This window comes from Shewanella sp. UCD-KL12 (assembly GCF_001957125.1).
Classification (GTDB): Bacteria; Pseudomonadota; Gammaproteobacteria; order Enterobacterales; family Shewanellaceae; genus Shewanella.
The window spans coordinates 233635-257429 of sequence record NZ_MPHJ01000002.1 but is presented as its reverse complement, the minus strand read 5'-3'; the positions used below and the strand labels follow the sequence as shown (position 1 = coordinate 257429).

Here is a 23795-nt window from a genome sequence, read left to right as displayed (position 1 = left end):
TATAAGCCAGACTCATTTAAAATCCGCGATTGAAAGAATCTGGTTCTGAGAAAAGTATAGCTAACAACCTAAGTTAACAATGATTAAGCTTATGAGCTGATCCCGTTAAGCCGCTTTGTGTTAATCTCTCCACTCATTAAGCCAGCTGTTAAGGAATAGAATGAAACTGCAATTTATCACCCTATCATTGTTAGCCATCAGTATAACGGCTTGCTCAAAGCAAGAGCGTACAGATGAAGTAACATCGGCTGCAGACACTCAAATAACACAGACGCAAACTGAGCAACTTCCCCTTGGCGATACGAGTCGTACCTCCTTAGATTGGAATGGTACATACTCAGGTATCACGCCATGCGCGAGCTGCGAAGGTATCAACACGGTACTGACACTAAAGCTAGATAACACCTATGTGCTAGAAACCTCTTACCTTGGTGAGGAGGAAGCGGGACAAAAGCCTAAAGTGTTCACCGAAGCCGGCAACTTTGAATGGAGCGCTGCGGGTAACACAATTAGCCTTATGGGGGATGCCAGTCAGCAAACACCTAAACAGTTTCTGGTCGGAGAAAACCAGTTATTTATGCTAGATAAAGCGGGCAAGCGTATTACAGGCGCACTGGCCGATAAATATAGATTGCCCAAGCAACCAGATTAATCTTCCCCCAATAAATATGGAGCCAGTTGGCTCCATATTTAACGACTAAGGTTATGTGTTTTACCTAGATAAAGTCATTATTGCTGCTTAATCTTTGCCTTCAGTCTTATCTTGCTAAAGTCACCATCTCGGGCTTTTAGCATCACATAATAGAAATCATCACCTTCAGGCTGGTTAATCACCACACGCTCACGACCAAGATCTCTAGTATCAGCAAAGTCATAGTCGTCAGCTGTTGGCATTTCGCCGAAACGAATATACATATCCGCCTCACCTTTGCCTCGAGACATCACAAACTTAAGCTTTTTCATGTCGCCAGGCACATAGATTTTGAAGTACAGCGCATCATCACTGGCAAGCTGCTTAACACGCACACCAGACTCAAGCTCTACCACTTCAATTGGCTCAACCGGATCCACAGGGTCTGTTGCAACGTTCAGCTCAGCTAATAGGTTCATGCCATCAAAATCTGATGCACCATCAACAGTCACATAGTAATAGTCACCACCCGTTGGAGCCGTAATCAGTACAGACTCTTCATTGCCTGTATTTTCAGAAGCATGATCATAATCGCCGCTGCTCGCCCAACCACCCGCTTTGATATACAAGTTAGCATCACCTGCTCCACCCGTTGAACTGAATCTGATATTGTCAGTTCCCTCTGGTACCCAGATTGCGTAGTAAGCAATACCACCTGACACACCAACTTTAGCCACACCGTCGACTAATGTTGAGTTGGCTGGATCGCAGGCCTCATCGGTGCACTCTTGTGGTGGACATGAGTTGGTCTCTTCGCATGGCTCAACAGGACATGAGTTGGTCTCTTCACAAGGTACTGGAGGACAAGTGTTTGTCTCTTCGCATGGCACAGGTAGACACTCATCGCCCACACAGCCAGATAACGGCTCATCATTACTGGTCACAGTCGATAGCCAAGTGTTCCACTCAGCGTCATAGTTACTGCCTATTTGAGTATCGATATAATCTAACCAGCCTGATGCATCACCGCCACGGGCTAGCACAAGCAGTTGTTCAACATCGGCTCTATGGTTTTCAAATAGGAAGCGCACCCCAAGGTAACCCCAACGATAGACTCGTTCACTGCCACTGTCATAGGTATTTGAGAGGATCTCACTTAAGCTGAAGCTTTGGCTGCGGCCAATTTCAACGGCTTCATCGTAACGGTTTTGATGAGAGATATACTCAGCTAAACCTTCTGACCACCACACTGACTTGCCAGTATCGATATCAAAATAGTTAAAGGCACCATACTGATTAAAGCGGCCATCAAGGTAATGAACATACTCATGACGTAAGTTCCATACTAAAATCTCATCAGTCCATGTGGCTTCGTGGGCGATGAATCGTGCCTGATTATCAAGATCTGACGGTGTACCCTCTAAGTACATACCACCATTATCAGTGCTAATGCCAAAGATGATGCCAGCGTACTGGTCATAATCGTCGTAGCTATCGAAGATGTTCACCTCTAAGTTGGTGTTATTATCATCGGCAACAGGTTGATGGCCTGTGGCTAAAACATCATGGAACAGTATCTCTTCTGCGCCCATAAGATCACAAGAGGCTTGTAACTCCTCATTGGTTAGCTGCTGTGCGCGTATATCTATGGTGTCACTACATGAGTAGTTGATTGATAAAATTGTCGCTTCAAGCTCATCGGCCCAGCCACAGATACCAAACTGCTCACATTCACCAGGGTTATACCATTCAAGGTATCCAGCAGCATCAGCCCACTCACTCGACATACGCTCGAAGTTATTCATATATTCAACAACACCATCGTTAAGGCGTGTCTTTAATGCTGCAGATAATCCCCAATACTCTTGATACTCATAGAAACGACCAAACTCATGGAAGGCATCCGTTGACTCATAGCTATAGTCTGAGTTGTAGATATATTCAGAAGTAGCAATCTTAAGCAAGCCATCCATCAGAGCTGTATGCTCTTCTGCTGCGCCAGTATAGGTCGCATCCCAGCTACCGTAATAAAGCGTGGTAAGCGCTTTAGTTAGTGCGTAGCGATGATCTGAGTTAGCAAGATGCTCAGGGCTAAAGGCTTCTAAATAGTTAGTGATTGCTCCAACACTTTCATAATAACTGCCAGAGCTATCCCAAGCGATAAAGAACTCAGCTAAGGTATTGCCCTGTGACGATGAAGTATCGGCAAAATTTGGATTTTTACTGTACTCAATCAACAGATCACGTAGCGCATGACTTGCCGTATTATCAGCGTAAGTTAACTCATCGTTGTAATACTCAATGTAGAAGGCACCACGAAGAAAGTAGAACAAGTTCAACATCTCTGAACCTGACGTGCTGTCATAACTGGCAGCCATATCCTTAGCGAGATTCGCAACATCAGCGACATTGCTGGCTTGATAAGCTGCAACAGCAGTAGCATCATTCTCTCGATACAGATCTGAAATACATTCAAAGTCCGTTGCGCGGACAAAATCAAACAAGTCTTGGCCAGTTAAAGTGGCAAATTGCGCATAATCAACACAAGCTGCTGCCTCAGGGCCTTGAGATCCCATCTGACCAATCATGCCAGTTGGCGCTTGAATACCAGTGCTATCAGCTGAGCTTGTTCTGTTTTGCTTAACCTGACTTAAGCTCATAGATAGAAATGAACTATCAGCTTTTCCTGGCAGTAATGAAACTGGCTTATTTGCTGAAGCTCGTTTATCTATTGCTTGATTATCTACAGCTAGATTAGCTAAGGCTTGCTCGGCAACGGCATTTGCGCCTTGCATTTCACTGTGTAAGCTGTCGGCAAATGCAGGCGCAATAGCCATTGAGCAGGCCAGCATAATGAGGTTCTTGTTGAACATTATATCTCTCCAATTTGTAATAGCCGACATCAAACTGACTAACCACATGACATAAAATAAATATTTATTAGCAAGTTACGATGATCACTTTTTGATTATTTGATTGTGATTCATCTGAACATTCAGTCTTATCGAGTCGTCTTAATCCGCGCTATAACACGAGGCAAAAACACTAGTTGTTAAAACCTTGTTGCCATATAGTTATATTTTATACAATATCCCAGATCAAGTTAATTTTATTCATGCAAGGTTTTTTAAGCGGTTTATGAGGCGGTTTACGGAAGGATTGAGCATCAATTTGCTCAAATGCAGCAATAGTTATAGACCAAACGGCTAGTAGAAAAGTGTTAAATAAAGAAAGGAGTTTAGGATTGTCAGGCAGTAAGGCGCTAAAGCAGGATTCCGATCAGAGGCATACAGGAATGACCTGAGCTTAAAAACCTGCTTAGCTTTTATTTCTAACTACTATTTATACCTGCCATTCGATCGGCTTGGTGCCTAACGAAACTAGCAGCTCATTGGTTTTAGAAAAATGCTTACAACCAAAGAAACCACGGTAAGCCGATAACGGCGAAGGATGTGGGCCTGTCAGCACGTGATGATGCTGCGCTGTGATCACCTTGCCCTTCTTAATCGCATGAGCCCCCCACAAAATGAAGATGATAGGCGTACTTTGTTGATTCAGCAGCTCTAGGGCATGGGTTGTAAAAACTTCCCAGCCAGATTTAGCATGAGAGTGTGCCTTGCCCTGCTCAACCGTTAATACCGTGTTGAGCATCAACACACCTTGCTCGGCCCAGCTCGATAGATGGCCATGCTCAGGTATAGTAAAACCCGGTATATCGGTGTTTAACTCTTTATACATATTGACCAATGATGGCGGCGTTTTAATACCATGCTTGACCGAAAAACAAAGCCCATGGGCTTGATCCGGTCCGTGGTATGGATCTTGGCCTATAATCACCACCCTCACCTTATCGAGGGGCGTTTTCTCAAAGGCGGTAAAAACTTCATCCTGTGGAGGGAATATCGACTTATCTGAGTCTCGCTCGCCTTGAACAAAGGATGCTAGCTGCTGGTAATAGGTTAAGCCTTTCTCAGCTTCAATAAAAGTGTTCCAGTCTGTACACAAAGTCATTATTTCCTCAGCGATACTAAGTTTGATAGAGATAGTGAAAGAGATATTGATACTTACATTAATAGTGAAATCGACACCGCCTTCTTAAAAAATCATTCACAAAAGAAGCCGCTTATAGTTTTAAAATAGATATTGATACTTACAATTACAACGATACCTACATTTCTAGAGAGACCTACAGGGCCTTCTTAAAAAATCATTCTCAGAAGAGTCCGCTTATAGTTTTAAAATAGATATCGATACTTACAATTACAACGATACTTACACTTCTAGAGACCTACAGGGCCTTCTTAAAAAAGCAGTAGCAGAAGAGCCCACTTATAGTTTTAAAATAGATATCGATACTTACAATTACAACGATACTTGCAGGGCCTTCTTAAAAAATCATTAGCAGAAGAAGCCACTTATAGTTTTAAAATAGATAAAAGTGTTACAATTACAATATCGAACAAGATACGGTTTATGCCCTGATGTATTGCTTTTTGTCACCCAATAAACATGCTCGACCTATGCAACTTCGCGCTGCAGGCTTCACCTTAATTGAGCTTGTTGTGGTCATTATTATACTTGGAATCCTCTCCGTGGTCGCCCTCCCCAAGTTTATTAATCTTTCTGAAGATGCTCACGTCTCTGCGGTGAAAGGCACTGGTGGAGCATTTAAGTCAGGCATTAATTTGGCCCACTCAGCTTGGGCTGTTCGGGTTGGTTCGGGACCTGCTGAAAACTTGCCAACCTTTGGTGAAGGTGAAGACGGTGAAATGGACTTTAATGATGCAGGCTGGCCTGCTCAACATTACTTTACCGACGATGAAGCATCACCACAGTTAGACAATGTTGAAGATTGTATCTCAGTATGGCAAACCGTTTTTCAGGGTGATGAACCAACAGTTTCTGCGTTAAACACTAATGATGAAACAGACTATAAAGCCGACTACTTTGCAATAAACCAATGTCGCTATGATTACAGTGCGAACACGAATCTGAGTATCACTTACGACTCCCGTGACGGCAGCGTGACTATTGATTCAGACCCACAAAGCTAACAAAGAAAGCCTCGATCACCAAAAAAGCTAAGAAAGTATCGAGTCACGAGTAACAGCTCGTAGCTCGTAGCTCGTAGCTCGTCACAGATCCTGACCCAGATCTCATATAAATGACATCAATGCTTCATTAATGGCTAATTTACGGTAATATTCGACCATTAAAATTACTATTTCATACTAATTAAACAGTGAGAGCACCATGTCAGAAGCAGAAAAAGAGACCACTATCTTTCAGTTAGCCGATCAATTTATTGCCCTTGCCAATGAGTTAAGTGCTAAAGAACAAGATGTTAGTAAAGTAGGTACTGCAATGCGCTTCGCAGCATCACGTTTCAATGCATTTGAAGCTGCACTAAAATCTGCTGATCTTGCAGCAGAAAAAGAAAATGCACTAGAGTGGTTTAGCAAAGAATATAAAGAGATGCTCAACGACAATTTAGATGACCATATTAAAAACCCGCCAATGTCTAAAGAGCAAGAACCAGCTAAAGATGAAGCGGTTCAGGTTTTTACTAGCTAAAAGAATTATCGAGTTCCTAGGCGCTAGAGCCTAGGAACTAACGCCTCCCCCTCGAAACCTCTTCCTTCGAAACCTCTTCCTTCGAAACCTCCCCCTTCGAAAGCTAGAAAGCTATATTGTCACTATCACTCGCACAGCTAATAGAATGAGCACCACACCTGATAACTTATCGATAAGTGCTGCCTTCTCCCTAAGCTTAGGTAATACCGACTTATGTGAAAGTACCAAGGCAATCACTGTGTACCATAAACCGTCAATGACTAAAGGGGTAAAGACGATTAATGACTGCCCCCATAGACTATCAGCTGCCATCACAAACTGACTAAAAAGCGCTAAGAAAAACAGTAATATCTTAGGGTTGAACAGTGAAATAGCTAAACCGTCTCGCGCAGCAGTTAGCGCATCTGTTGACTTACCTGCCGCTAACTTTTCTGACATGCCACCTTTTGAGCGCAACGCTTGTACGCCCATCCAGGCTAGATAAAGCGCCCCTATGATGGCGATAGCATTAAATACCATGGGCGCTTGTTTAAGCACCACAGCTAAGCCAAGCAAGGTGACTAACGCATAAACACCGATACCGATAGAGTGTGCCCAGGCACAGATTATTCCCTTACCCCGACCACCACCTAAGGTGTGCCGCACCACCATAGCTAAGCTCGGCCCCGGTGACATGGCGCCTAAACAACAGATGGCAACTAAACTTAGCCAAGCAGTAAAACTCATACCTTTTCCTAACCTTTCATGAACACTAAACTTGAGGACGCTCAATATACCTTACTAACACCAGCAATAAAAAGCCCCGCAATGGCGGGGCTTGGTTTACTCATCGTTATAGACTAGAAGCTATATGAGCCTTTTAGGTAGTAGTAACCACCGTTAAAACCGAAAGGTGAAGTCTCATAATACTTGCCGCCCCACTCGTTATTAGGAATACCTGTGCTCTCTTCAAAATCAACCTCATCAGCTTGTTGGTCAAATAGATTTTGCGCACCGATAGCCACAGTGAACGCTTCATTGATAAAGTAACTCAGCTCCATATCAACGGTTACTGCAGCACTGCCGGTAATCACAGTTGCATCATAGTCAACGTGAACGCCTTGGTATTCACCGTAGTAATTAACACGCGTAAACAGGCCAAAATTGTCCCAGTTCTGTCCCCAAGTAAAGGTCGCTCTGTGTTTAGGGAGATCTTCCTCTAGGCGCTGAACTTTAAAGTCACCGGTAATATCAGAAAAGCGATCAACTTGCGTTTCATTCCAGTTATACGCCAGAGAGAAGCTTGAATCACCCGCAAAAAGCTCAGCGGTATAGTTAGCGACAATATCTACCCCTTGGGTTGTGGTATCAAAGTCATTAGTAAAAAAGCTGACCTGAGATAACCCATCAACATTCGGTACACCCGCCTCTTTCAGCGCCGCTTTATCTGCATCAGTTAACGTGATTTTATCCGACTGACTAATACGGTCTTCAACTTGAATATTGTAGTAATCAAGCGTCATAAAGAAATCACCTTGGGTATAAACCGCCCCTAAGGTATAACTTTGTGACTCTTCCGGTGACAACTCAGTACCACCTAACTGAACAGAGATTGGGTTTGTTGGTGGCAATAACGCCGAATCAACTAGCACACCGTCATCTAGGTTGGTCTGCACATTACTGACATTAGCCTGACCTACTGTGGGTGCACGAAAACCTGTGTTAAATGAGCCTCGAACAGATAACTCATCAAACAGGTTATAGTTCGCTGCAATTTTATAGTTAACAGTTGAACCAAAGGTCTCATAACCTTCATAACGTACAGCTAGCTCAGCGAGCAGTGCATCTGTGATTGGTAAACTCGCATCTATGTAAGCGGCTGAGTTACGGCGCGTATATTCACCTGCGGCTGATGGCTGAAAACCTGGGAATCCATTAGAGCCGATACCAAAGCCTTGAGAGGTTAAGGGGCCAACTTTAAATGAGGCTTCATCACCAGCAGTGACTTCAAAGGTCTCCTCATGCCATTCGAGTCCCCCCGCTAAGCTGACATCATCTTCCATGCCCCAATCGACAAACTTGACGAAATCCGCATTAAAATTCCACTCAGATTGAGTGTACTTACCAGGATTGAAATCACGTGGAGAATCAGCGCCCATCGACGCATTTAAGGTATTAGTGATCTTATAGCTCGACTCGTTTTGGCCATATGAACCACTAAAGTCATAAAGCACGCCCTCAAGCCACTCTATTTCAAACTCGCCCTTTGTTCCGGCAACAATCGAGGTATCAACAATATTGCCACCAAAGTTAGGGGTAAACCCGGCAGCGAGTCCATTCATCTCGTTAAAAGCAAAACAGTTAGGGTTATTTTGCACCCCGTCGATATAATCTTGCTGCTGAGTGACATTGGCTGAAGTGATATTGATTGTTGGACAACTGATGCCATCCCCCATACCTAATCCTTCATTAACCTGGCCAACAGGGCCTGGGGTTAAATCGCCAACTAATAGGGTTTCACCATCATCATTAGAGTACACACCAGGGCGCGTATGAGGGTTACGGTAATAGAAGCCCCCTTTTACATCTCGCTCTGAGTAGTTACCAAACAGATAGGCCTGAGACTTATCATCGAGATCTAGACCTATATTTGCAAACACTGAGATATCATCTTTAATCTCTGGAGAGCCCCATACTTGAGCAGGGTTTTCAACATTCAAGCCTGCAGCATCGAACGCAGCTGCATCGGCACGTTGCACACTTCGGCTGGTTGGATCTGAGTTTTTATACTGAAAACTTAAGTTAACAAAGCCATCTTCAGTCAGTGGCATACCCACATTACCGTTGATCTCTGTTGTAGTACCATCGCCTTCGTAATACTCCCCAGCTTTCGCCTCTATGGAGCCCCCTTCGGCATCATCTTTCAGTACAAAGTTAATCACACCAGCAATAGCATCTGAACCATATTGCGCGGCGGCGCCATCACGTAACACCTCAACCTGCTTCAATGCAGCGCTTGGGATCACTGAGATATCAGGGCCATGGGCGCCATCGTTTATGCCGCCACCTAAAAAGGCGATCACCGATGAGCGATGACGACGTTTGCCATTAAGTAAAATCAGGGTGCTATCCGCAGGCAATCCACGCAAATTAGCGGGCCTTACTAAGCTGGCTGCATCACTGATTGGATTGGAGTGAACATTTAATGAAGGGACGGTGCCTTTGAGGATTTCCAGCATATCTGAGTTACCCGACTTTTTAATCTCATCTGCGCCGATGATATCAATTGGAACGGGTGAGTCCCCGATAGAGCGTGGTGCGGCTCTTGAACCGACAACGGCTATCTTCTCTACATTTTCTAGTTGTTCTTCCTCTTCAGCAACGGCTTGTGTGCTGATTAAGGCCCCTGTTAGCGCAATTGAAACCGCTAAGCTCAATGAGCTTACGGTAAATCTATTTTTGTTATTCATGGTTTTTTATCTCATTTAATTATTATATTTTTTCTGACCATTGCCCTAAGAAATAGCGCGTTCAACCCTGAACAAAAATGGTACCCCCAGAAAGAAATGATAAACATTTCGAATACTTTTCTATAACAAAAGTGAAACAAAATCCAATTAAAAATTATTAAAGGCTAAAGTAAGACGTTTGCTTTATGCATAAAAACTCCGATAAGTGATTTATTATTCACATCCAACTGAATATAAACTCTTAAGTAATTTTTTCGCCCATGTTTAAAACAATCAAAAATAAAACAATTAATTAACATGAATCCATTTTATAAAAACTACAGCTAACATTGCAGACCAGCATGGCTCTAAAAATAAGCAGCACACAATCAACAAAGCAATCGATAAACGAGTCATCTGTTATTAAATAAGTGAACCACGAATAGTAAAGAATCCACCTTCTGAAGAAGGTGGCTTTAAAATGACTCCCTAAAAGGAAGCTTTAGCTACCGTTCACCTGCAAGTCGCCGTAAATATATCCCTATAGGCTCTACTAAATCACTGACCGCTATGGATGGCAGGGAATGCAGGTAAATGTATGGAACAGTTCCAGCACTGATTTAGAAGCTTGCGCTGCACTACTCGCTAAACCTCTGCACAAGGCTCTATTAACGGCTTCATGCAAAACCTATGGATGATAACCACCTACTGAAATAGATGGTTTAGGGCTAAAAATAAAAAGGGGAAATGTATACGCGATATATCGTGACTTTGCTTTTTCTATTACAATAAAAAGATATATGAATCTAAAGGTGACTAGATGACCTCCTCGACTCAGCTAAATATCGATAGCCATAGCGACTTTCTTCCTGAGAACAAGTTGCTACTCAACGCCGTTGGTGAAGGCATTTACGGTTTTGATCTCAAGGGTAACGCGGTATTTATCAACCCAGCGGCTGAACAAATGACGGGCTGGAAAAGTGAAGAGTTATTAGGGAAAAATATCCATAATTGTCATCATCATAGCCACGCTGACGGCACTGATTACCCCCAAGAGGAGTGCCCAATATACAACACACTTAATGACGGTATTACCCGTGAGATAAGCCATGATGTATTTTGGCGTAAAGATGGCACTTGCTTCCCAGTGCATTACAGCTCAACACCTGTTTACAAAGAGGGAGAGCTTATTGGAGTCGTGGCGATATTTCGCGACATCACACTGCAAAAGCAGACTGAAGACTCATTAAGAACCGCATTAGAGCAGGTACAAGCCCTCTCAGAAAAACTAGCTAACGAAAATCATTACCTGCAATCTGAATTAGCCGATAAGCAAGGAGATGTGAGCATCTCAGGCCAGAGCACGATAATTAAGCAGATGATTCAACAGATTAAGTTAGTCGCAAATACTAACAGTACTGTTTTGATATTAGGCGAAAATGGCACAGGTAAAGAGCTGGTTGCTCGTAATCTACATAAGTTAAGTGACCGCAATGATAAACCTATGGTGAGCGTTAACTGTGCTGCATTCTCACCCGCGCTGCTAGAAAGTGAGCTATTCGGCCATGAAAAAGGCGCATTTACCGGGGCAACCAGCCGACGTAAAGGACGCTTTGAACTCGCTAATAATGGCACGCTATTTCTCGATGAAATTGCAGAGCTGTCCCTTGAAGCTCAATCAAAGTTACTTCGTGTAATTCAAGAGCAAGAATTTGAGCGGGTCGGCAGTAGTGAAACAATAAAGGTCGATATCAGACTGATAGCCGCCACACACCACGACCTACTCCAACGAGTAGAACAGGGATTATTTAGAATGGATCTCTATTATCGTCTTAATGTGTTTCCAATTAAGGTCCCCGCCTTACGAGAACGCCCTTCTGATATGTCGCAACTGGTGAGCCATATCATGGATGATCTCAATAAAAAATTAGGTAAGAAATTGAAAGGGGTAACTAAATCTAGCCTTAAAAACTTAACCAGTTACTCTTGGCCCGGCAATGTAAGAGAGCTGCAGAACGTGCTTGAGCGCTATAGTATTCTCTCAAGTGGCCAGATTTTGCAGATCCCTAAAATCTTAGAGCAAGAGATCGAAACACGCTCACCATTAGGCGCGACATTAGCTGAAGTTGAAGCTGAACATATCAAGCATACCCTGCAACAAGTTAACTGGCGCATATCCGGCCCAGCAGGTGCAGCGCAAGTACTTGGCTTACCGCCGAGCACCTTACGATCACGGATGAAAAAGTTAGCCATAGCCAGATAAACTCACCTCACAAAAATCGTGATATATCGCCAATACGCGATATATCGCGACACAGATATTACCTCCAGTTAATTGCACAAATAAAATCAACTACTTAACAACCAACATTTGTGGCCTCTAACTTGCTATTAATATCACCAGAGTTAAATAAAAACATTAACTGCTTAAGCAACAAAACCATTTATTACTAAAAACGTAATAGCAGTTGGTATTACATCTGTGTGCATATGCTTTTGGAACCGTAATGAGAAATAACAGCCAGCAAAGTCTGAATTTAGAAAATGAAATATCACCCACAAACGTATCAAAATCAAAAGAACATGCAATTCCCATCAAGCAGTTATCAGTCCCGCCTCATGAATCAGCGGTCACGCCTAAAATAAACAAGATTTATAGTCGCGCACAAAAGGGATATTTCCAACGTTTACGTACAGGATTAAATAGCCTACTGGTGATTTTGTTCTTTGCACTGCCACTCATTCAATATCAGGGCAGGCAAGCTGTTTTATTCGACCTTGAAGAGCAGAACTTTTTCTTTTTCGGCACAACACTATGGCCGCAAGACTTTACTTTGCTGGCATGGATATTTATTACCGCCGCTTTTCTACTTTTCTTTATCACAACATTTTTAGGCCGAGTTTGGTGTGGCTATTTATGCCCGCAAACAGCTTGGACATTTATGTTTGTTTGGATAGAAAATAAGATTGAGGGTCATCAAAATAAACGCCGCAGCTTAGATAAAGCACCTTGGAATAGAAACAAGATAATCAAACGCGTCAGTAAGCACCTTATCTGGGGAGTGATAGGCCTTTTAACAGGCTGTGGTTTTATCGCCTACTTCGTTCCAGCTCAAACCCTCTACCCTCAAATATTCAGCTTCAATGCCAGCTTTTTGCTCACAGCTTGGGTATGGTTCTTTGCCATCTGTACTTACGTCAACGCTTCCTTGATGCGAGAGATGGTCTGCTTACACTTGTGTCCTTATGCTAGATTTCAATCTTCCATGTTTGATGCCAACACCATCACTGTCTCCTATGACGCTGCAAGAGGTGAGTCTAGAGGCCCGCGTAAACGTAAACATGAAACTGACTTAGGTGATTGTGTTGATTGTAATTTGTGTGTCGATGTCTGCCCAACAGGTATAGATATTCGCAACGGTCTGCAGTATGAATGCATCAACTGCGGGGCTTGTGTCGATGCTTGTAACCAAACGATGGATAAATTTAATTATCCGAAAAACCTCATCGGTTATCACAGTGAAAATGATTTAGCAGGCAAGAAGAACGCGCCGCTTAAATCACTTAAATTCAGTGGCTATGGGCTATGTATTTTAATTATGCTTGGTGTCATTGCCGCAGATATCTCATTGAAAAAAGATATTCAGCTCAACGTGCTAAGAGACAGAATGAGCTTATACCGTGAAACTTTAGACGATAAAATTGAGAATAGTTTTACCCTCAAAATTCGTAATAAAACCCAGATGGAAAAGGTTTACCAGATAAACGTAACTGGAGATTTAGACTATCGACTCAATGGCAATAAATTGGTGACAGTAAAAGCCGGAGAACAGTTATCCCACCCGATCACAGTTATCACTGACTCAGCTTCATATAAGAAGGTAGCGGGGGCGCCGACAAGAAGTATTCGTACTAGACGAGCAAAAATAAACTTCACTATCCTTGATGTTAACTTAGTCAGTAATCAAGTCTCTCAAGAGTCTAACTTTTTCACTCCGTAATCCCATCAGCCGCCTGCTAGCCATTTTGACTCGCAGGCGCTCACTATCCTGGGCAACATCTCAAGCTTGTATTTCAATGCTTGTGCTTCAATCCTAGCTTGAACTTGGAAGCTTTCCGCAACTAAATAACTCAAATAGAGCCATAACTCTAAAATTAACATAATGTTACACCGCATAGCATATGGTGATCTATTTCACATTTCTTGTTGACCTATCCCTTAATTTCGCTCTAATCTAAACGCCTGTTTGATTTTATCTAGCAGTATCTACTAGCAGTACCAAAAATAAAAATAACGCTATTTGACGATTAGATGACAACAAGGGCTCAGGCATGGCATACGATTCAGATTCAACCCTCGACCTCACACAATACAGCTCGCTTATCGATCTGATTGAACAAGCCAGTGAAAAGTATGCCGATAAAACGGCCTATGCCTGCTTAGGTCATCACACCACGTTTAGTGAAGTTGAGCGAGATTCACGCTACTTTGCCGCATACCTACAAAGCATACCCGGCCTAAAAGCGGGTGATCGCATTGCCATTCAACTGCCCAATATAACTCAATATGTGATTGCCGCTTATGGTGCAATTCGAGCGGGCATGGTGTTAGTGAACACTAACCCACTGTATACAGAGCGCGAACTGACTCATCAGTACAATGACTCAGGGGCAAAGGTACTGGTAGTATTGTCAGACTTGCTACCCACACTTGAAAACGTAGTGGCAAACACCACTATCGACACAGTGATAGCAACCCATGCAGCGGATCTACTCGCCCCTCAAGAGCAGCCAAGCGTGAGCTTTACCACACACAAATTCTTAGAGGTGCTCTCTCAAGGGGAAAAGCTGCCTTTTGAGCGTTTAAGCTCAAACTTATCTCAGCTTGCAGCGCTGCAATACACAGGTGGTACAACAGGCTTAGCCAAAGGCGCGATGCTCAGCCACAGTAATTTGATTGCTAATGCGATGCAGATAAAATCCCGTTTAGGCACTCGATTAATTGAAGGGGAAGAGATATTTGTCGCCCCATTACCTGTCTACCATATCTATGCATTTATGGTGAATCTAGTACTGTATTTTGAGCGTGGATGCTGCTCGGTATTGGTGCCAAACCCAAGAGATATCTCATCGCTTATCAAGACATTAGCTAGCTACCCATTCACAGGTTTTGCCGGCCTCAATACCCTGTTTGTTGGCCTGTGTCATCAACCTGAATTTAAAGCACTGGATTTCAGCAATCTCAAAGTCACTATATCAGGTGGCACAGCCCTCACTCAGGCGGCGGCAAGTATGTGGCAACAGACCACACAGTGCACCATCTCTGAAGGTTATGGTCTGTCAGAAACCTCTCCTGTGGTATCGCTCAACGCCCCAGGTCTTGAGCAGCTAGGCACCATAGGCAAGCCTGTGATAGGTACTTGTGTAAAGATCCTCGATAACGATGATGTTGAAGTCCCGCTGGGCGAAACGGGTGAGTTAGCAGTAAAAGGCCCCCAAGTGATGAGTGGTTATTGGAATAAGCCCGATGAAACAGCCAAGGTGATGACCCAAGATGGCTACTTTAAAACCGGTGATATCGCCTTAGCCACAAAAGATGGCCTACACAAGATAGTCGACCGTAAGAAAGATATGATTATTGTTTCTGGCTTTAACGTCTATCCAAATGAAGTGGAAGATGTACTGGCGAATCATGAGGCGATTCTAGAGTGCGCGGTGATTGGTGTTGAAGATGAGCGCAGTGGCGAAGCAGTCAAAGCCGTGATTGTACTGGCCGACCAAACCAGTGATACCGATGCAATACAAGCTGAGATAATCAGCTACTGCCGTGAGCAACTTACCGCATATAAGATACCTAAACAGATAGCGTTTATGGCTGCATTGCCTAAGTCGACAGTAGGAAAAATCTTACGCAGAGAGTTAAGAAAGTAACCAACGAGGTACGAGTTTCTAGGATCTAGGAACTCGTACCTCGCTCTACAATCTTTCAAGCCACTCTTCAATAACAGGTCTAACTTTTGGGCTCACCACTATGCCCATATGAGTTAACTCAGGCAGTACTTTCACCTCGGCTTGTTGGCTATTTATTACGCTTTGTGTGATTAACCCCTGATATTTATCGGCAAACATGGTCTCATCTTCACTGCCCACCAGCAGCATAAGCGGCTGAGTCATTGTGCCTAAGTCTTTGGAATAATCTCGCGGTGCAAACGAGGTATTGAGCCGGTAGGAGTAAGCGAGTGTCTCAGTCCCATTACGGACTGACTCAGGCATACTAAACGCGATACTCGTCAGATGGTTTAAACCAGCAACGCCAATATTGTTTAGCATGCTTAAGCCGATAATTCTTGTGGTATAGGGTTTGGCCCAGCCCCCAGCATTTGGCCGCGTTGTCGGCGCGTTATAATAGATAAATGGCGCTAACAGCAGATAAGCATCTGCCAAGTGGCCATGCTCGCCACCAGCAAAACGTATCGCTAAACCACCGCCAGATGAATGCCCGCCCATGATAACTTGCGCCACAGGCTTAGCTTGCTCCAGCTTCTCGTGCTCCAGCTTCTCGTACTTAAGTTGCGTAATAAGATCGGCCAAATCATCTTCAAACTGGCCGATATAATCGATATCACCGCGTCTTTGTGGGTTAACCCCATGGCCTCTCAGATCAGGCGTCACCACCTGAGCTAACCCCTGCTCACTGATATATTGAGCTAATGGGTAAAATTGCTGACTGTGCCAGCCAGAGCCATGGAGCAGTATCAATATCTTATCAGAGTCACTGGCATAGTAGCGGTAATCCAGCTGCGCTCCATCGCGAGCAGTATAATGCTGCAGTGCAGGCATATCGCTGTAATCTAGCTTCATCTCAGAAAAGTCGATCCCTTGCTCCGCATCATCGGCAGTATCAGCCCCACCAAAATAGATCAGTCCCAGAGCAATGCCTAGGTAGATGACAGCTGTCACCACCATCGAGGTTAAAATCCGTTTTAATATTTTCGACATAATGTTCTTTCGTTGAGTCAACAGTAGGCCTTGCACATATTGACATAATGCCGCCAACTGACAAGTTCAATCACAATTTTTACATAGCTTCGAATGGGCTTGATGACATTTTGCCTTTGCTTCATTTGAGTGGGCTGATATTTGGGGATGTGTTTATAGGTCTAGCCTTCAATGTCATCTACCGCTTCCCAGCGAGAGATACGCAGCCGTATCTACACTGAGTTTCATGAGCAGCCTTATTTCATCGATTTAGCCTGTATTTCAGAAATAAATATGACAGTCCGATTTATCTTATCCCTGTGGCATAATGGCACCCAATAACTAGCAGACAGCTAGATAACAGATAGCTAGATAACAGAGAGCAACAATGGACCAGCAACAAGATCAAGACGACTACATGACAGAAGAGACATTAATTGAAACTGTCGAAAATCAGATCGCCGATGGTGAGCCCCAAAAGGTAAAAGCAACCTTGATGCGTTTAGTCATGACAGGAACGCCCCGCGAAGAAGCCATTCAATGGATGGCCTGTGCACTAGGTGTGGAAATATTCGATATCATGAAAAATGAAACCACTTTTAACGCCAAGCGTTATGAGCAACACCTAGATGCATTGCCAAATATGGATTGGCTAGATGACTAAGCACTAAGTGTTAGCCAGCCTTTGAATGAAGACTGGTTACATTTTTGTTTTAGCTTCAACTTGAGTTGGTATTGGGTAGCTTAACTGAAGGTCGCCCCTTCATTGGTACTTATAGCCTGCGGCTCGCTTTTGCGCAGATACTTCTGCGAGTCGCTGTGAAACCTTCCCTGGCCGCTCTGCGGTTTCATCCCTGAAACCGAAGCTCGCAGCCGCATCTACACTTAGTCGTTTCCTCTCTCCGATTTTGCTTTACTCAGAAAAAATATATGACTGCCCACTCATTTATTTCAACTTGAGTTGGTATTGGGTAGTTTAATTGAAGGTCGACCCTTCATGGCTACCTATCCCTTGCAGCGGGTTCAGTATAGGGATATACCAATGTCGTGAAGGCAGGATGCCTGAGAACGACCTTATGATTTCAAAAAACACTACGGATGATCGCGCAAGCTAACAAGGCAATAAAAAGGAACACACAACGGTTGACAGTGTTTCGTTTCTTTACACATTTTATCAAACAATTCCCTCCCACTATTAGGGCGTTAGCTGTATTCTAGGTATGGCTATATCGATTATCTTTAGAGTAAATGGAATTATTATGAAGACACTAATATTAATCTTATCATTATGTATTTCTTCTTTTGTTTGGGCTAATGAACCTTCAGCTTCAGCTTCAGCAAAAGAGTGGCTTCAAATTGTGGATGCAGGTAATTACACTGAAAGTTGGCAAAAGTCAGATTCCTTCTTTAAATCACAACTATCACAAAATAAATGGGATAGCGCCCTTAAAAGTGTACGAACTCCACTAGGCAAAGTTAAATCGCGAGCTGAATTAGGTAAAAAAGAGTTTTCATCACTTCCAGGTGTCCCTGAGGGTGAGTACTTAGTAATTCAGTTTCAAACCGAATTTCAGAATAAAAAATCAGTAATTGAAACATTAACTCTTAGCAAAAGCAGTGGGCACTGGCTTCCTGTTGGTTACTTCATTAAATAAACATCGGTGTAAATACAGCTAACAAGCTATTCCAACAAGACAAATTACAGTTTTATTATCAGTAGTTTGGAGAGATGTATACAATAATTTTCAACAACGGTTTAATGAGCAGGTCACACTCAGGGGGACTCTGCACATACTTCCTACTTCTCATCAATCAAGATTCAGCTACAGACGACAATAATACCCCGTTGGAAGTTGGCGAAATACGTAGATGAAAATTGCCGTAGAACCATCATGGAAGATGGTTCAGGCTCGGGGCTACATGGATGTAGCATCTGAGCCGTTAGGTAATTTTTGTTGGAGTTTGAGGCCCGTACTCAATGCATGTAACTTCGCCGGGGCGTCATAGGTGGATGCAAGGAGGATAAGGACGAGCAGTCCTCCTTGCCCTGGTGTGGAATGGAATTCCACGACTTTTATCCAAACAGAGTTTGGAAATATTCCAAGTTAATAACTAATTAAAACAACAAACACCAACCTAGCCAAAGAAACTTGCTACTTGTTATCCGACAACTAAGCCACATCTGTTATCAACTGCAAACTCGCAAACTCTCGATAGAGCTCACTTGAGCTCATCAAATCCTGATGGGTACCGCTGGCGACGAGCTTGCCTTGGTCCATCACTAAAATGCGGTCGGCATTGAGCACTGTCGCTAAGCGGTGGGCGATAATCAAAGTGGTTTTGCCGACCATTAAACTGTCTAGGGCTTGCTTCACCTTGTGCTCGCTGATGGCATCCAGCGCACTCGTCGCTTCATCGAGCAGCAGTATTGGTCTGTCGGCTAATATGGCGCGCGCTATCGCAATGCGCTGCTTTTGACCGCCGGATAACCTGACGCCTCGCTCGCCTAAGTAGGTCTGATACCCCTCACTAAACTCGCTAATAAACTCATGGGCGCGGGCCGCTTCACAGGCTTTTATCACCTCAGCTTCACTGGCATCTAAACGACCATAACGCACGTTTTCCAGCACGCTTGTAGCAAAGATCACTGACTCTTGTGGCACCAAAGCATATTGCTGACGCAGTAGTTGCGGCTTTAACTGAGCGATATCGACACCATCGAGTTCAATGGTGCCACTGTCTAAACAGTAAAAGCGCTGCAGCAACTCAAACAAGGTACTCTTGCCTGCACCGCTCGCCCCCACTAGCGCCACACGCTCACCGCTTTGAATATGAATATCTAAGCCTCGAATGACCTCTTCATCTTTGGCGCTATCGTTGTCTTTGTCTTTGTCTTTGTCTTTGCCATTGGCATTACTGAGATCATCAGCACTGATGTTCTTATAACTAAAGCGCACTTGATTGAGTGTTAACTCCCCCCTTACGGTTTGGGGAAGACTGATTGGCTGCTCGGCCGTTGGGATATCTATCGGCGCTTCAACCAGCTCAATTAAACGCTCTGAGGCGCCGGCTGCACGCTGAATTTCACCAATCACCTCACTGATAGTCGCCACTGAGCCTGCCACCATCACCGCATAAAACATAAAGGCTGACAGCTCACCGCCCGTCATGCCGCCAGACATCACATCGTGAGCGCCCACCCAAGTGACTAACGCTATGGCTAAAATACTGAGGAACATCACCAGTGCAATTAATACTGAGCGATACCAGATCCGCCCTCTTGCCGCATCCATCACAGACTCAACGCGTTCGGTAAACAGCTTTCTATCTTGCTCTTCATGGGAATAGGCTTGTACGGTGTGGATCTCATGCAGGGTTTCATCCACATAGGCACCGAGATCGCCGACTCTGTCTTGGCTTTTGCGAGAAAGCTCCCTCACCTTGCGGCCAAAAAAGAAGATAGGGCCGAGCACCATAGGCACAGCAAGCAAGACCAGCCCCGTCATTTTGATGCTAGTAATAGCCATCATGACGATACCACCAATAACAGTCACACTCGCCCGCAGCGCCATCGACAAGCTTGAACCCACCACAGATTGCAGCAAGGTGGAGTCGGCCGTAAAACGTGAAATCACCTCTCCTGTGCGCAGTTTGGCATAAAAGCCGGGAGACAGTTTAAGCAGGTGGTCATACACTTTTAAACGGATATCGGCGCTAACCCGCTCCCCTAGCCAGGTCATCAGGTAGAAACGGCAAAAAATCGCTGAACTACTGAGCGCGGTAATGCCTATCACCAACATGATTATCTCATTGAGCCGCTCACCATTTTCTTGCAAGAAGCCCTCATCAACCATCAAGCGCACGCCTTGCCCTAGCGACAGCCAGGCGAGTGACCCGATAAACAGAAAGATGATCGCAGCAACAACCCGTAAACGGTAGGGTTTTAGAAATGTGGCAATCCAGGGAAGTACTGCGCGCTTGGCGACAGTTTTGGACTGTTTTGTTGCTGAGAATGCCTGAGATTGCTCCTCATCAGGGTTAGATACCACGTTTTTTTGACTCAATTGTCTTCCTTACTTTGTGAGCGAGTTCTCAAGTTTGATCATCAATTTATAGCAATTGATCGGGAATAGAATCTCAGAATACCAAAAGTCTGCACTCATGATGGAGTTTGTTTGTATCTAAATCTATTGATTCCCATCGGAATACGCTAAGCATCTAGTCACTTTATGCCCACAATGTTAACCTTACCAAGCCTAGCACTTCCCTAGCACCTCCTTAATAGATAGCAGCAGAGACTCGCAGATACGATGGCCAAACAGATCTCAACAGAAACACAAAATGAGGCGATGAAAGTTGCCAAAGCCACTCAAAAACCTGGACAAACAAAAGAGCAAACTAGGCTCATTGCTTTAGGTATCGAGAAAGGTATTGCTGAATATAAGAAGCAACAAAAGAGTAAAGCAAGGGATAGGGATAAGTCTCGCAAACAAGATATTAAAGCCAAAGCTCGCGCAGCAGAAGCTGAAGTGAATGACGATGTTGAGGTTGATACAAGTACCAAAGGCAATGGGCTGCCTTGGGCATTGCTGGTTATCAGCTGGCTGGGATTTATCGCTTACACATTTTTACTCGCTTAAGCTGTACAGCTAATGGCAATAAAAAAGGCTATAAACTCAATGAGTCTATAGCCTTTTTTGTGAACCTTGGGGCTTTAAAACCTTACCTCCCTGTTAGCTTCTCTGTTCTAGCACCTTCTCTGTTCTAGCACCTTCTCAGTTTCAGCCCCTCTTAGCCCTAAAATCTTCTTAGCTCTTAGACCTTGTTAGCTCTAGCAGCTACTCAGTTTTAAGAGCTTGTCAGTTTTAAGAGCTAATCAGGCTTAAAACTTATATGACAGGCTCGCTGCGAAGGTACGCCCCGCCTCTGTCACTTGGCTCATATCAAAGTCTTCAGCATGTCCCGATGCGTTGCTGTAACGGACATATTCAGTATCGAAGATATTGTTAACCGCAAGGTTGAGTCTAAAGTTGTCGCTAATATCATAGTTAAGTAACCAATCGACAACCGCATAACCCGCCACTTCGGCATCGCCTTCATTGACCTTAGTCATGCGATCTGCCCAGTTCATCACAAGATCAGATGACCAAGACTCAGACTCATAAGTGACACCCGCAGTCCCTGACAGTGGGCTAATGCTAGTGATGTAATCGCCAGTGTTGTCATTCTTACCATCTTGATAAGCAGCGTTAGCAAAGATTGAGAGCTCATCGCCTATATAGTAAGTCAAACCAACCTCAGCGCCTTTAATGGTAACCGAGTCAATATTGTTATATTGATACGTCTCGTAACGCACACCGTCTATGGTTTCTGTGCTAACCAATTCAGTGGTGAGGAAGTTCGTATAATCGTTATAGAAGATAGCCGAAGTAAAGGCCATATCACCAACGTGACCACGTAGCCCTATCTCGTAGCTGTTACTCTCTTCTGGTGCTAAGTCATCGCTTGGCACAATCGTATAGGTATAGTCCGAGGTTGGTGAGTTAGTGTGCTCAATATAAGCTAAATCATATGATGGCACCTTAAAGCCCTGCCCAAACTGCGCATAAGCGGTTAGGTAGTTGCTGATAGAGTAAAGTGCACCTAAGTTAAACGAGGTATGGTTTTCATCAAACTTCTTAAATTCTTCACCGTCGGTTTTAAGCGCCCCGTTCGGGTCCATCTTATACATATCAAAGCGCACACCAGGTGTTACCGTTAAACGATCATCGAGGAACTTCATTTCATCGTTTACAAACAGACCCGCTCTAAAGACATCTGTCTTAGGAAACTTATCTGTCGTCACATCTTTTGTTGGCGAGCCTTCAACTTCACGGTACTCAACCACTGTACGAGAGCTGGTAGAGCTTTCAACATCTAAACCATAACCTATGGTGTTCCAGTCATTGATCTCTTTGGTCGCATTAGACAAAAAGCCTGTGGTCTGCTGCTCAAAGTAGCCCGTTTTCCACATATCACGTTTCTCAATCACACCAAACATAGGCGCATTGATATCAAGAAACGCATACTCTTCATCATCTTGATTAGTAGAGTTGCTATAAACAGCCACACTTAAGTAGTCATACATTGCGGTATTTGCTTCTGAACGATACTCAAGCTTAAAGGCATCAGTGCTTTTTTCTGAGGTAGAGTTCTCCTCTTCGATGTTATAACCGTACTCTTCTAGCCCTCTAAAGTAGGCAAGCAGGCCATCAGCAGATTCACCTTTACGGGTTTGACGCCACAAATCAGCACTAAAGCTCAAAAAATCGGTATCGTTTAAGTGGTACTTGGCCTTATATAACACGCTGCTCGATTCAACTTTAAAGGGGCTTTGCGCTTCATTGTAACGCTTCTCCTCTTCACCATCGCGGTAGCTGGCATTAAGCATCTGCTCAAAATCACCGGTTTTTAGTGCCAGAGTGCCTGAGACATTGGCCTGACTACTCAGGTCTGAATATCCGACTTTAATGTTACCGCCAACAGTCTCGCCCTCTTCGAGGTAATCGCTGGCATCTTTAGTCGTAAATACCACTATGCCGCCCAGTGCATCTGAGCCATACAGAGATGATGCCGCTCCTTTGGCCACTTCTACCTGCTTAAGCGTGTCAGTCTCAATGAAGCCACGACCAACAATGTCGTTAAGACCATCAGCGCCATAGCCTTCATTCATACGCATGCCATCTTTGATCATCAAGATGCGGTCGCTTCCCATGCCACGCACCACTATGTTCTGCGCGCCACCGATACCACCTGTAACTTGGATACTCGGATCATACTTAAACAGCTGGCTCATATCGGTAGCCACTTGGCGCTCAATCTCCTCAGCGGTCACCACTGAGATACTGCCAGCAACATCTTTCAGCGGCTTTTCAGTACGAGTGCCGCTGATCACAAGCACTTCCATCTGCTGGGCAGCATCATTAATCGGCAGGTCGTCGGCCTTAGCCCCCGATGAGAACAAAACAGTCGATACGGCAACAGCAACCAGTGCAGGGACAGGCTTAAACATAGCGTGTATTCCTTAGAAAATTTAACAAAAAGTAGACATGTTATTAGTTATGTGAAGGCATCATACTTAAGTTTTAAATAAGATCAAATAAAAATACGAATCGATCTCATTTGCATTCTTGCCATTATCATCC

General features: G+C 44.1%; 17 protein-coding genes. 10 read left to right on the top strand and 7 right to left on the bottom strand.

Going from position 1 to position 23795, the window contains the following annotated elements; genetic code table 11:
- Window positions 1-160: 160 nt before the first annotated feature.
- The gene (locus BM736_RS07215; protein ID WP_076410379.1) at window positions 161-652 is read left to right on the top strand and encodes a copper resistance protein NlpE; all 492 of its coding nucleotides are present in this window, start codon (window positions 161-163) and stop codon (window positions 650-652) included.
- Window positions 653-729: 77 nt separating this feature from the next.
- Here BM736_RS07215 and BM736_RS07210 read toward each other — a convergent pair whose 3' ends face one another.
- Together BM736_RS07210 and ung are read right to left on the bottom strand one after the other, a co-directional pair.
- A complete protein-coding gene (locus tag BM736_RS07210; protein ID WP_076410377.1) occupies window positions 730-3504 on the bottom strand; it encodes a M9 family metallopeptidase in 2775 nt (924 codons plus the stop codon).
- Window positions 3505-3973: 469 nt separating this feature from the next.
- Window positions 3974-4642, bottom strand: coding sequence for a uracil-DNA glycosylase (ung, locus tag BM736_RS07205; RefSeq protein ID WP_076410375.1), 669 nt, complete (start codon window positions 4640-4642; stop codon window positions 3974-3976).
- Between the two features lie 509 nt (window positions 4643-5151).
- Here ung and BM736_RS07200 point away from each other — a divergent pair.
- Both BM736_RS07200 and BM736_RS07195 read left to right on the top strand, forming a co-directional pair.
- Window positions 5152-5685 carry a type II secretion system protein gene (locus BM736_RS07200; RefSeq protein WP_076410373.1) on the top strand — a complete coding sequence of 178 codons (534 nt, stop codon included), beginning with the start codon at window positions 5152-5154 and terminating at the stop codon, window positions 5683-5685.
- A gap of 199 nt (window positions 5686-5884) precedes the next feature.
- Complete coding sequence (locus tag BM736_RS07195; RefSeq protein ID WP_076410371.1) at window positions 5885-6205, top strand: DUF3144 domain-containing protein; 321 nt, start codon at window positions 5885-5887, stop codon at window positions 6203-6205.
- Window positions 6206-6316: 111 nt separating this feature from the next.
- Here the strand turns inward: BM736_RS07195 and BM736_RS07190 are convergent, their stop codons facing one another.
- Both BM736_RS07190 and BM736_RS07185 read right to left on the bottom strand, forming a co-directional pair.
- The gene (locus BM736_RS07190; protein WP_076410369.1) at window positions 6317-6931 is read right to left on the bottom strand and encodes a LysE family translocator; all 615 of its coding nucleotides are present in this window, start codon (window positions 6929-6931) and stop codon (window positions 6317-6319) included.
- A 113-nt stretch (window positions 6932-7044) separates the two neighbouring features.
- The gene (locus BM736_RS07185; protein ID WP_076410367.1) at window positions 7045-9654 is read right to left on the bottom strand and encodes a TonB-dependent siderophore receptor; all 2610 of its coding nucleotides are present in this window, start codon (window positions 9652-9654) and stop codon (window positions 7045-7047) included.
- A 799-nt stretch (window positions 9655-10453) separates the two neighbouring features.
- Between BM736_RS07185 and BM736_RS07180 the strand changes: the two genes are divergently transcribed.
- The 3 genes from BM736_RS07180 (at window position 10454) to BM736_RS07170 (ending at window position 15564) form a co-directional block, all read left to right on the top strand.
- Window positions 10454-11896 (top strand): sigma-54-dependent Fis family transcriptional regulator, encoded by a 1443-nt coding sequence (locus tag BM736_RS07180; RefSeq protein WP_076410365.1) that lies wholly within the window; start codon window positions 10454-10456, stop codon window positions 11894-11896.
- 244 nt (window positions 11897-12140) lie between these two features.
- Window positions 12141-13634, top strand: coding sequence for a cytochrome c oxidase accessory protein CcoG (gene ccoG, locus BM736_RS07175; protein WP_076410363.1), 1494 nt, complete (start codon window positions 12141-12143; stop codon window positions 13632-13634).
- 331 nt (window positions 13635-13965) lie between these two features.
- Window positions 13966-15564, top strand: coding sequence for an AMP-binding protein (locus tag BM736_RS07170; protein ID WP_076410361.1), 1599 nt, complete (start codon window positions 13966-13968; stop codon window positions 15562-15564).
- Window positions 15565-15609: 45 nt separating this feature from the next.
- Here the strand turns inward: BM736_RS07170 and BM736_RS07165 are convergent, their stop codons facing one another.
- Window positions 15610-16632, bottom strand: coding sequence for an alpha/beta hydrolase (locus BM736_RS07165; protein ID WP_076410359.1), 1023 nt, complete (start codon window positions 16630-16632; stop codon window positions 15610-15612).
- A gap of 171 nt (window positions 16633-16803) precedes the next feature.
- On the opposite strand from BM736_RS07165, the gene BM736_RS25120 reads away from it, so the two are divergent.
- From BM736_RS25120 to BM736_RS07155, 3 genes are all read left to right on the top strand, one after another.
- The gene (locus tag BM736_RS25120) at window positions 16804-16953 is read left to right on the top strand and encodes a hypothetical protein (RefSeq protein WP_179079020.1); all 150 of its coding nucleotides are present in this window, start codon (window positions 16804-16806) and stop codon (window positions 16951-16953) included.
- A 46-nt stretch (window positions 16954-16999) separates the two neighbouring features.
- Window positions 17000-17275, top strand: coding sequence for a hypothetical protein (locus BM736_RS07160; RefSeq protein WP_076410357.1), 276 nt, complete (start codon window positions 17000-17002; stop codon window positions 17273-17275).
- 595 nt (window positions 17276-17870) lie between these two features.
- The gene (locus BM736_RS07155; RefSeq protein WP_076410356.1) at window positions 17871-18266 is read left to right on the top strand and encodes a DUF4019 domain-containing protein; all 396 of its coding nucleotides are present in this window, start codon (window positions 17871-17873) and stop codon (window positions 18264-18266) included.
- 516 nt (window positions 18267-18782) lie between these two features.
- On the opposite strand, the gene BM736_RS07150 is transcribed toward BM736_RS07155, so the two are convergent.
- Entirely contained in the window at window positions 18783-20570 is a 1788-nt protein-coding gene (locus BM736_RS07150; protein ID WP_256717756.1) for an ABC transporter transmembrane domain-containing protein, read from the bottom strand.
- Window positions 20571-20921: 351 nt separating this feature from the next.
- Here BM736_RS07150 and BM736_RS07145 point away from each other — a divergent pair, with 351 nt between their 5' ends.
- Window positions 20922-21251 carry a DUF2956 domain-containing protein gene (locus BM736_RS07145; RefSeq protein ID WP_076410350.1) on the top strand — a complete coding sequence of 110 codons (330 nt, stop codon included), beginning with the start codon at window positions 20922-20924 and terminating at the stop codon, window positions 21249-21251.
- Window positions 21252-21493: 242 nt separating this feature from the next.
- On the opposite strand, the gene BM736_RS07140 is transcribed toward BM736_RS07145, so the two are convergent.
- Complete coding sequence (locus BM736_RS07140; protein ID WP_076410348.1) at window positions 21494-23662, bottom strand: TonB-dependent hemoglobin/transferrin/lactoferrin family receptor; 2169 nt, start codon at window positions 23660-23662, stop codon at window positions 21494-21496.
- Window positions 23663-23795 lie beyond the last annotated feature (133 nt).

Excerpts from the sequence above, each read along its gene's own strand:
- BM736_RS07215 (WP_076410379.1), top strand. The coding sequence starts at position 161 with ATGAAACTGCAATTTATCACCCTATCATTGTTAGCCATCAGTATAACG.
- BM736_RS07210 (WP_076410377.1), bottom strand. The coding sequence starts at position 3,504 with ATGTTCAACAAGAACCTCATTATGCTGGCCTGCTCAATGGCTATTGCG.
- ung (WP_076410375.1), bottom strand. The coding sequence starts at position 4,642 with ATGACTTTGTGTACAGACTGGAACACTTTTATTGAAGCTGAGAAAGGC.
- BM736_RS07200 (WP_076410373.1), top strand. The coding sequence starts at position 5,152 with ATGCAACTTCGCGCTGCAGGCTTCACCTTAATTGAGCTTGTTGTGGTC.
- BM736_RS07195 (WP_076410371.1), top strand. The coding sequence starts at position 5,885 with ATGTCAGAAGCAGAAAAAGAGACCACTATCTTTCAGTTAGCCGATCAA.
- BM736_RS07190 (WP_076410369.1), bottom strand. The coding sequence starts at position 6,931 with ATGAGTTTTACTGCTTGGCTAAGTTTAGTTGCCATCTGTTGTTTAGGC.
- BM736_RS07185 (WP_076410367.1), bottom strand. The coding sequence starts at position 9,654 with ATGAATAACAAAAATAGATTTACCGTAAGCTCATTGAGCTTAGCGGTT.
- BM736_RS07180 (WP_076410365.1), top strand. The coding sequence starts at position 10,454 with ATGACCTCCTCGACTCAGCTAAATATCGATAGCCATAGCGACTTTCTT.
- ccoG (WP_076410363.1), top strand. The coding sequence starts at position 12,141 with ATGAGAAATAACAGCCAGCAAAGTCTGAATTTAGAAAATGAAATATCA.
- BM736_RS07170 (WP_076410361.1), top strand. The coding sequence starts at position 13,966 with ATGGCATACGATTCAGATTCAACCCTCGACCTCACACAATACAGCTCG.
- BM736_RS07165 (WP_076410359.1), bottom strand. The coding sequence starts at position 16,632 with ATGTCGAAAATATTAAAACGGATTTTAACCTCGATGGTGGTGACAGCT.
- BM736_RS25120 (WP_179079020.1), top strand. The coding sequence starts at position 16,804 with ATGTCATCTACCGCTTCCCAGCGAGAGATACGCAGCCGTATCTACACT.
- BM736_RS07160 (WP_076410357.1), top strand. The coding sequence starts at position 17,000 with ATGGACCAGCAACAAGATCAAGACGACTACATGACAGAAGAGACATTA.
- BM736_RS07155 (WP_076410356.1), top strand. The coding sequence starts at position 17,871 with ATGAAGACACTAATATTAATCTTATCATTATGTATTTCTTCTTTTGTT.
- BM736_RS07145 (WP_076410350.1), top strand. The coding sequence starts at position 20,922 with ATGGCCAAACAGATCTCAACAGAAACACAAAATGAGGCGATGAAAGTT.
- BM736_RS07140 (WP_076410348.1), bottom strand. The coding sequence starts at position 23,662 with ATGTTTAAGCCTGTCCCTGCACTGGTTGCTGTTGCCGTATCGACTGTT.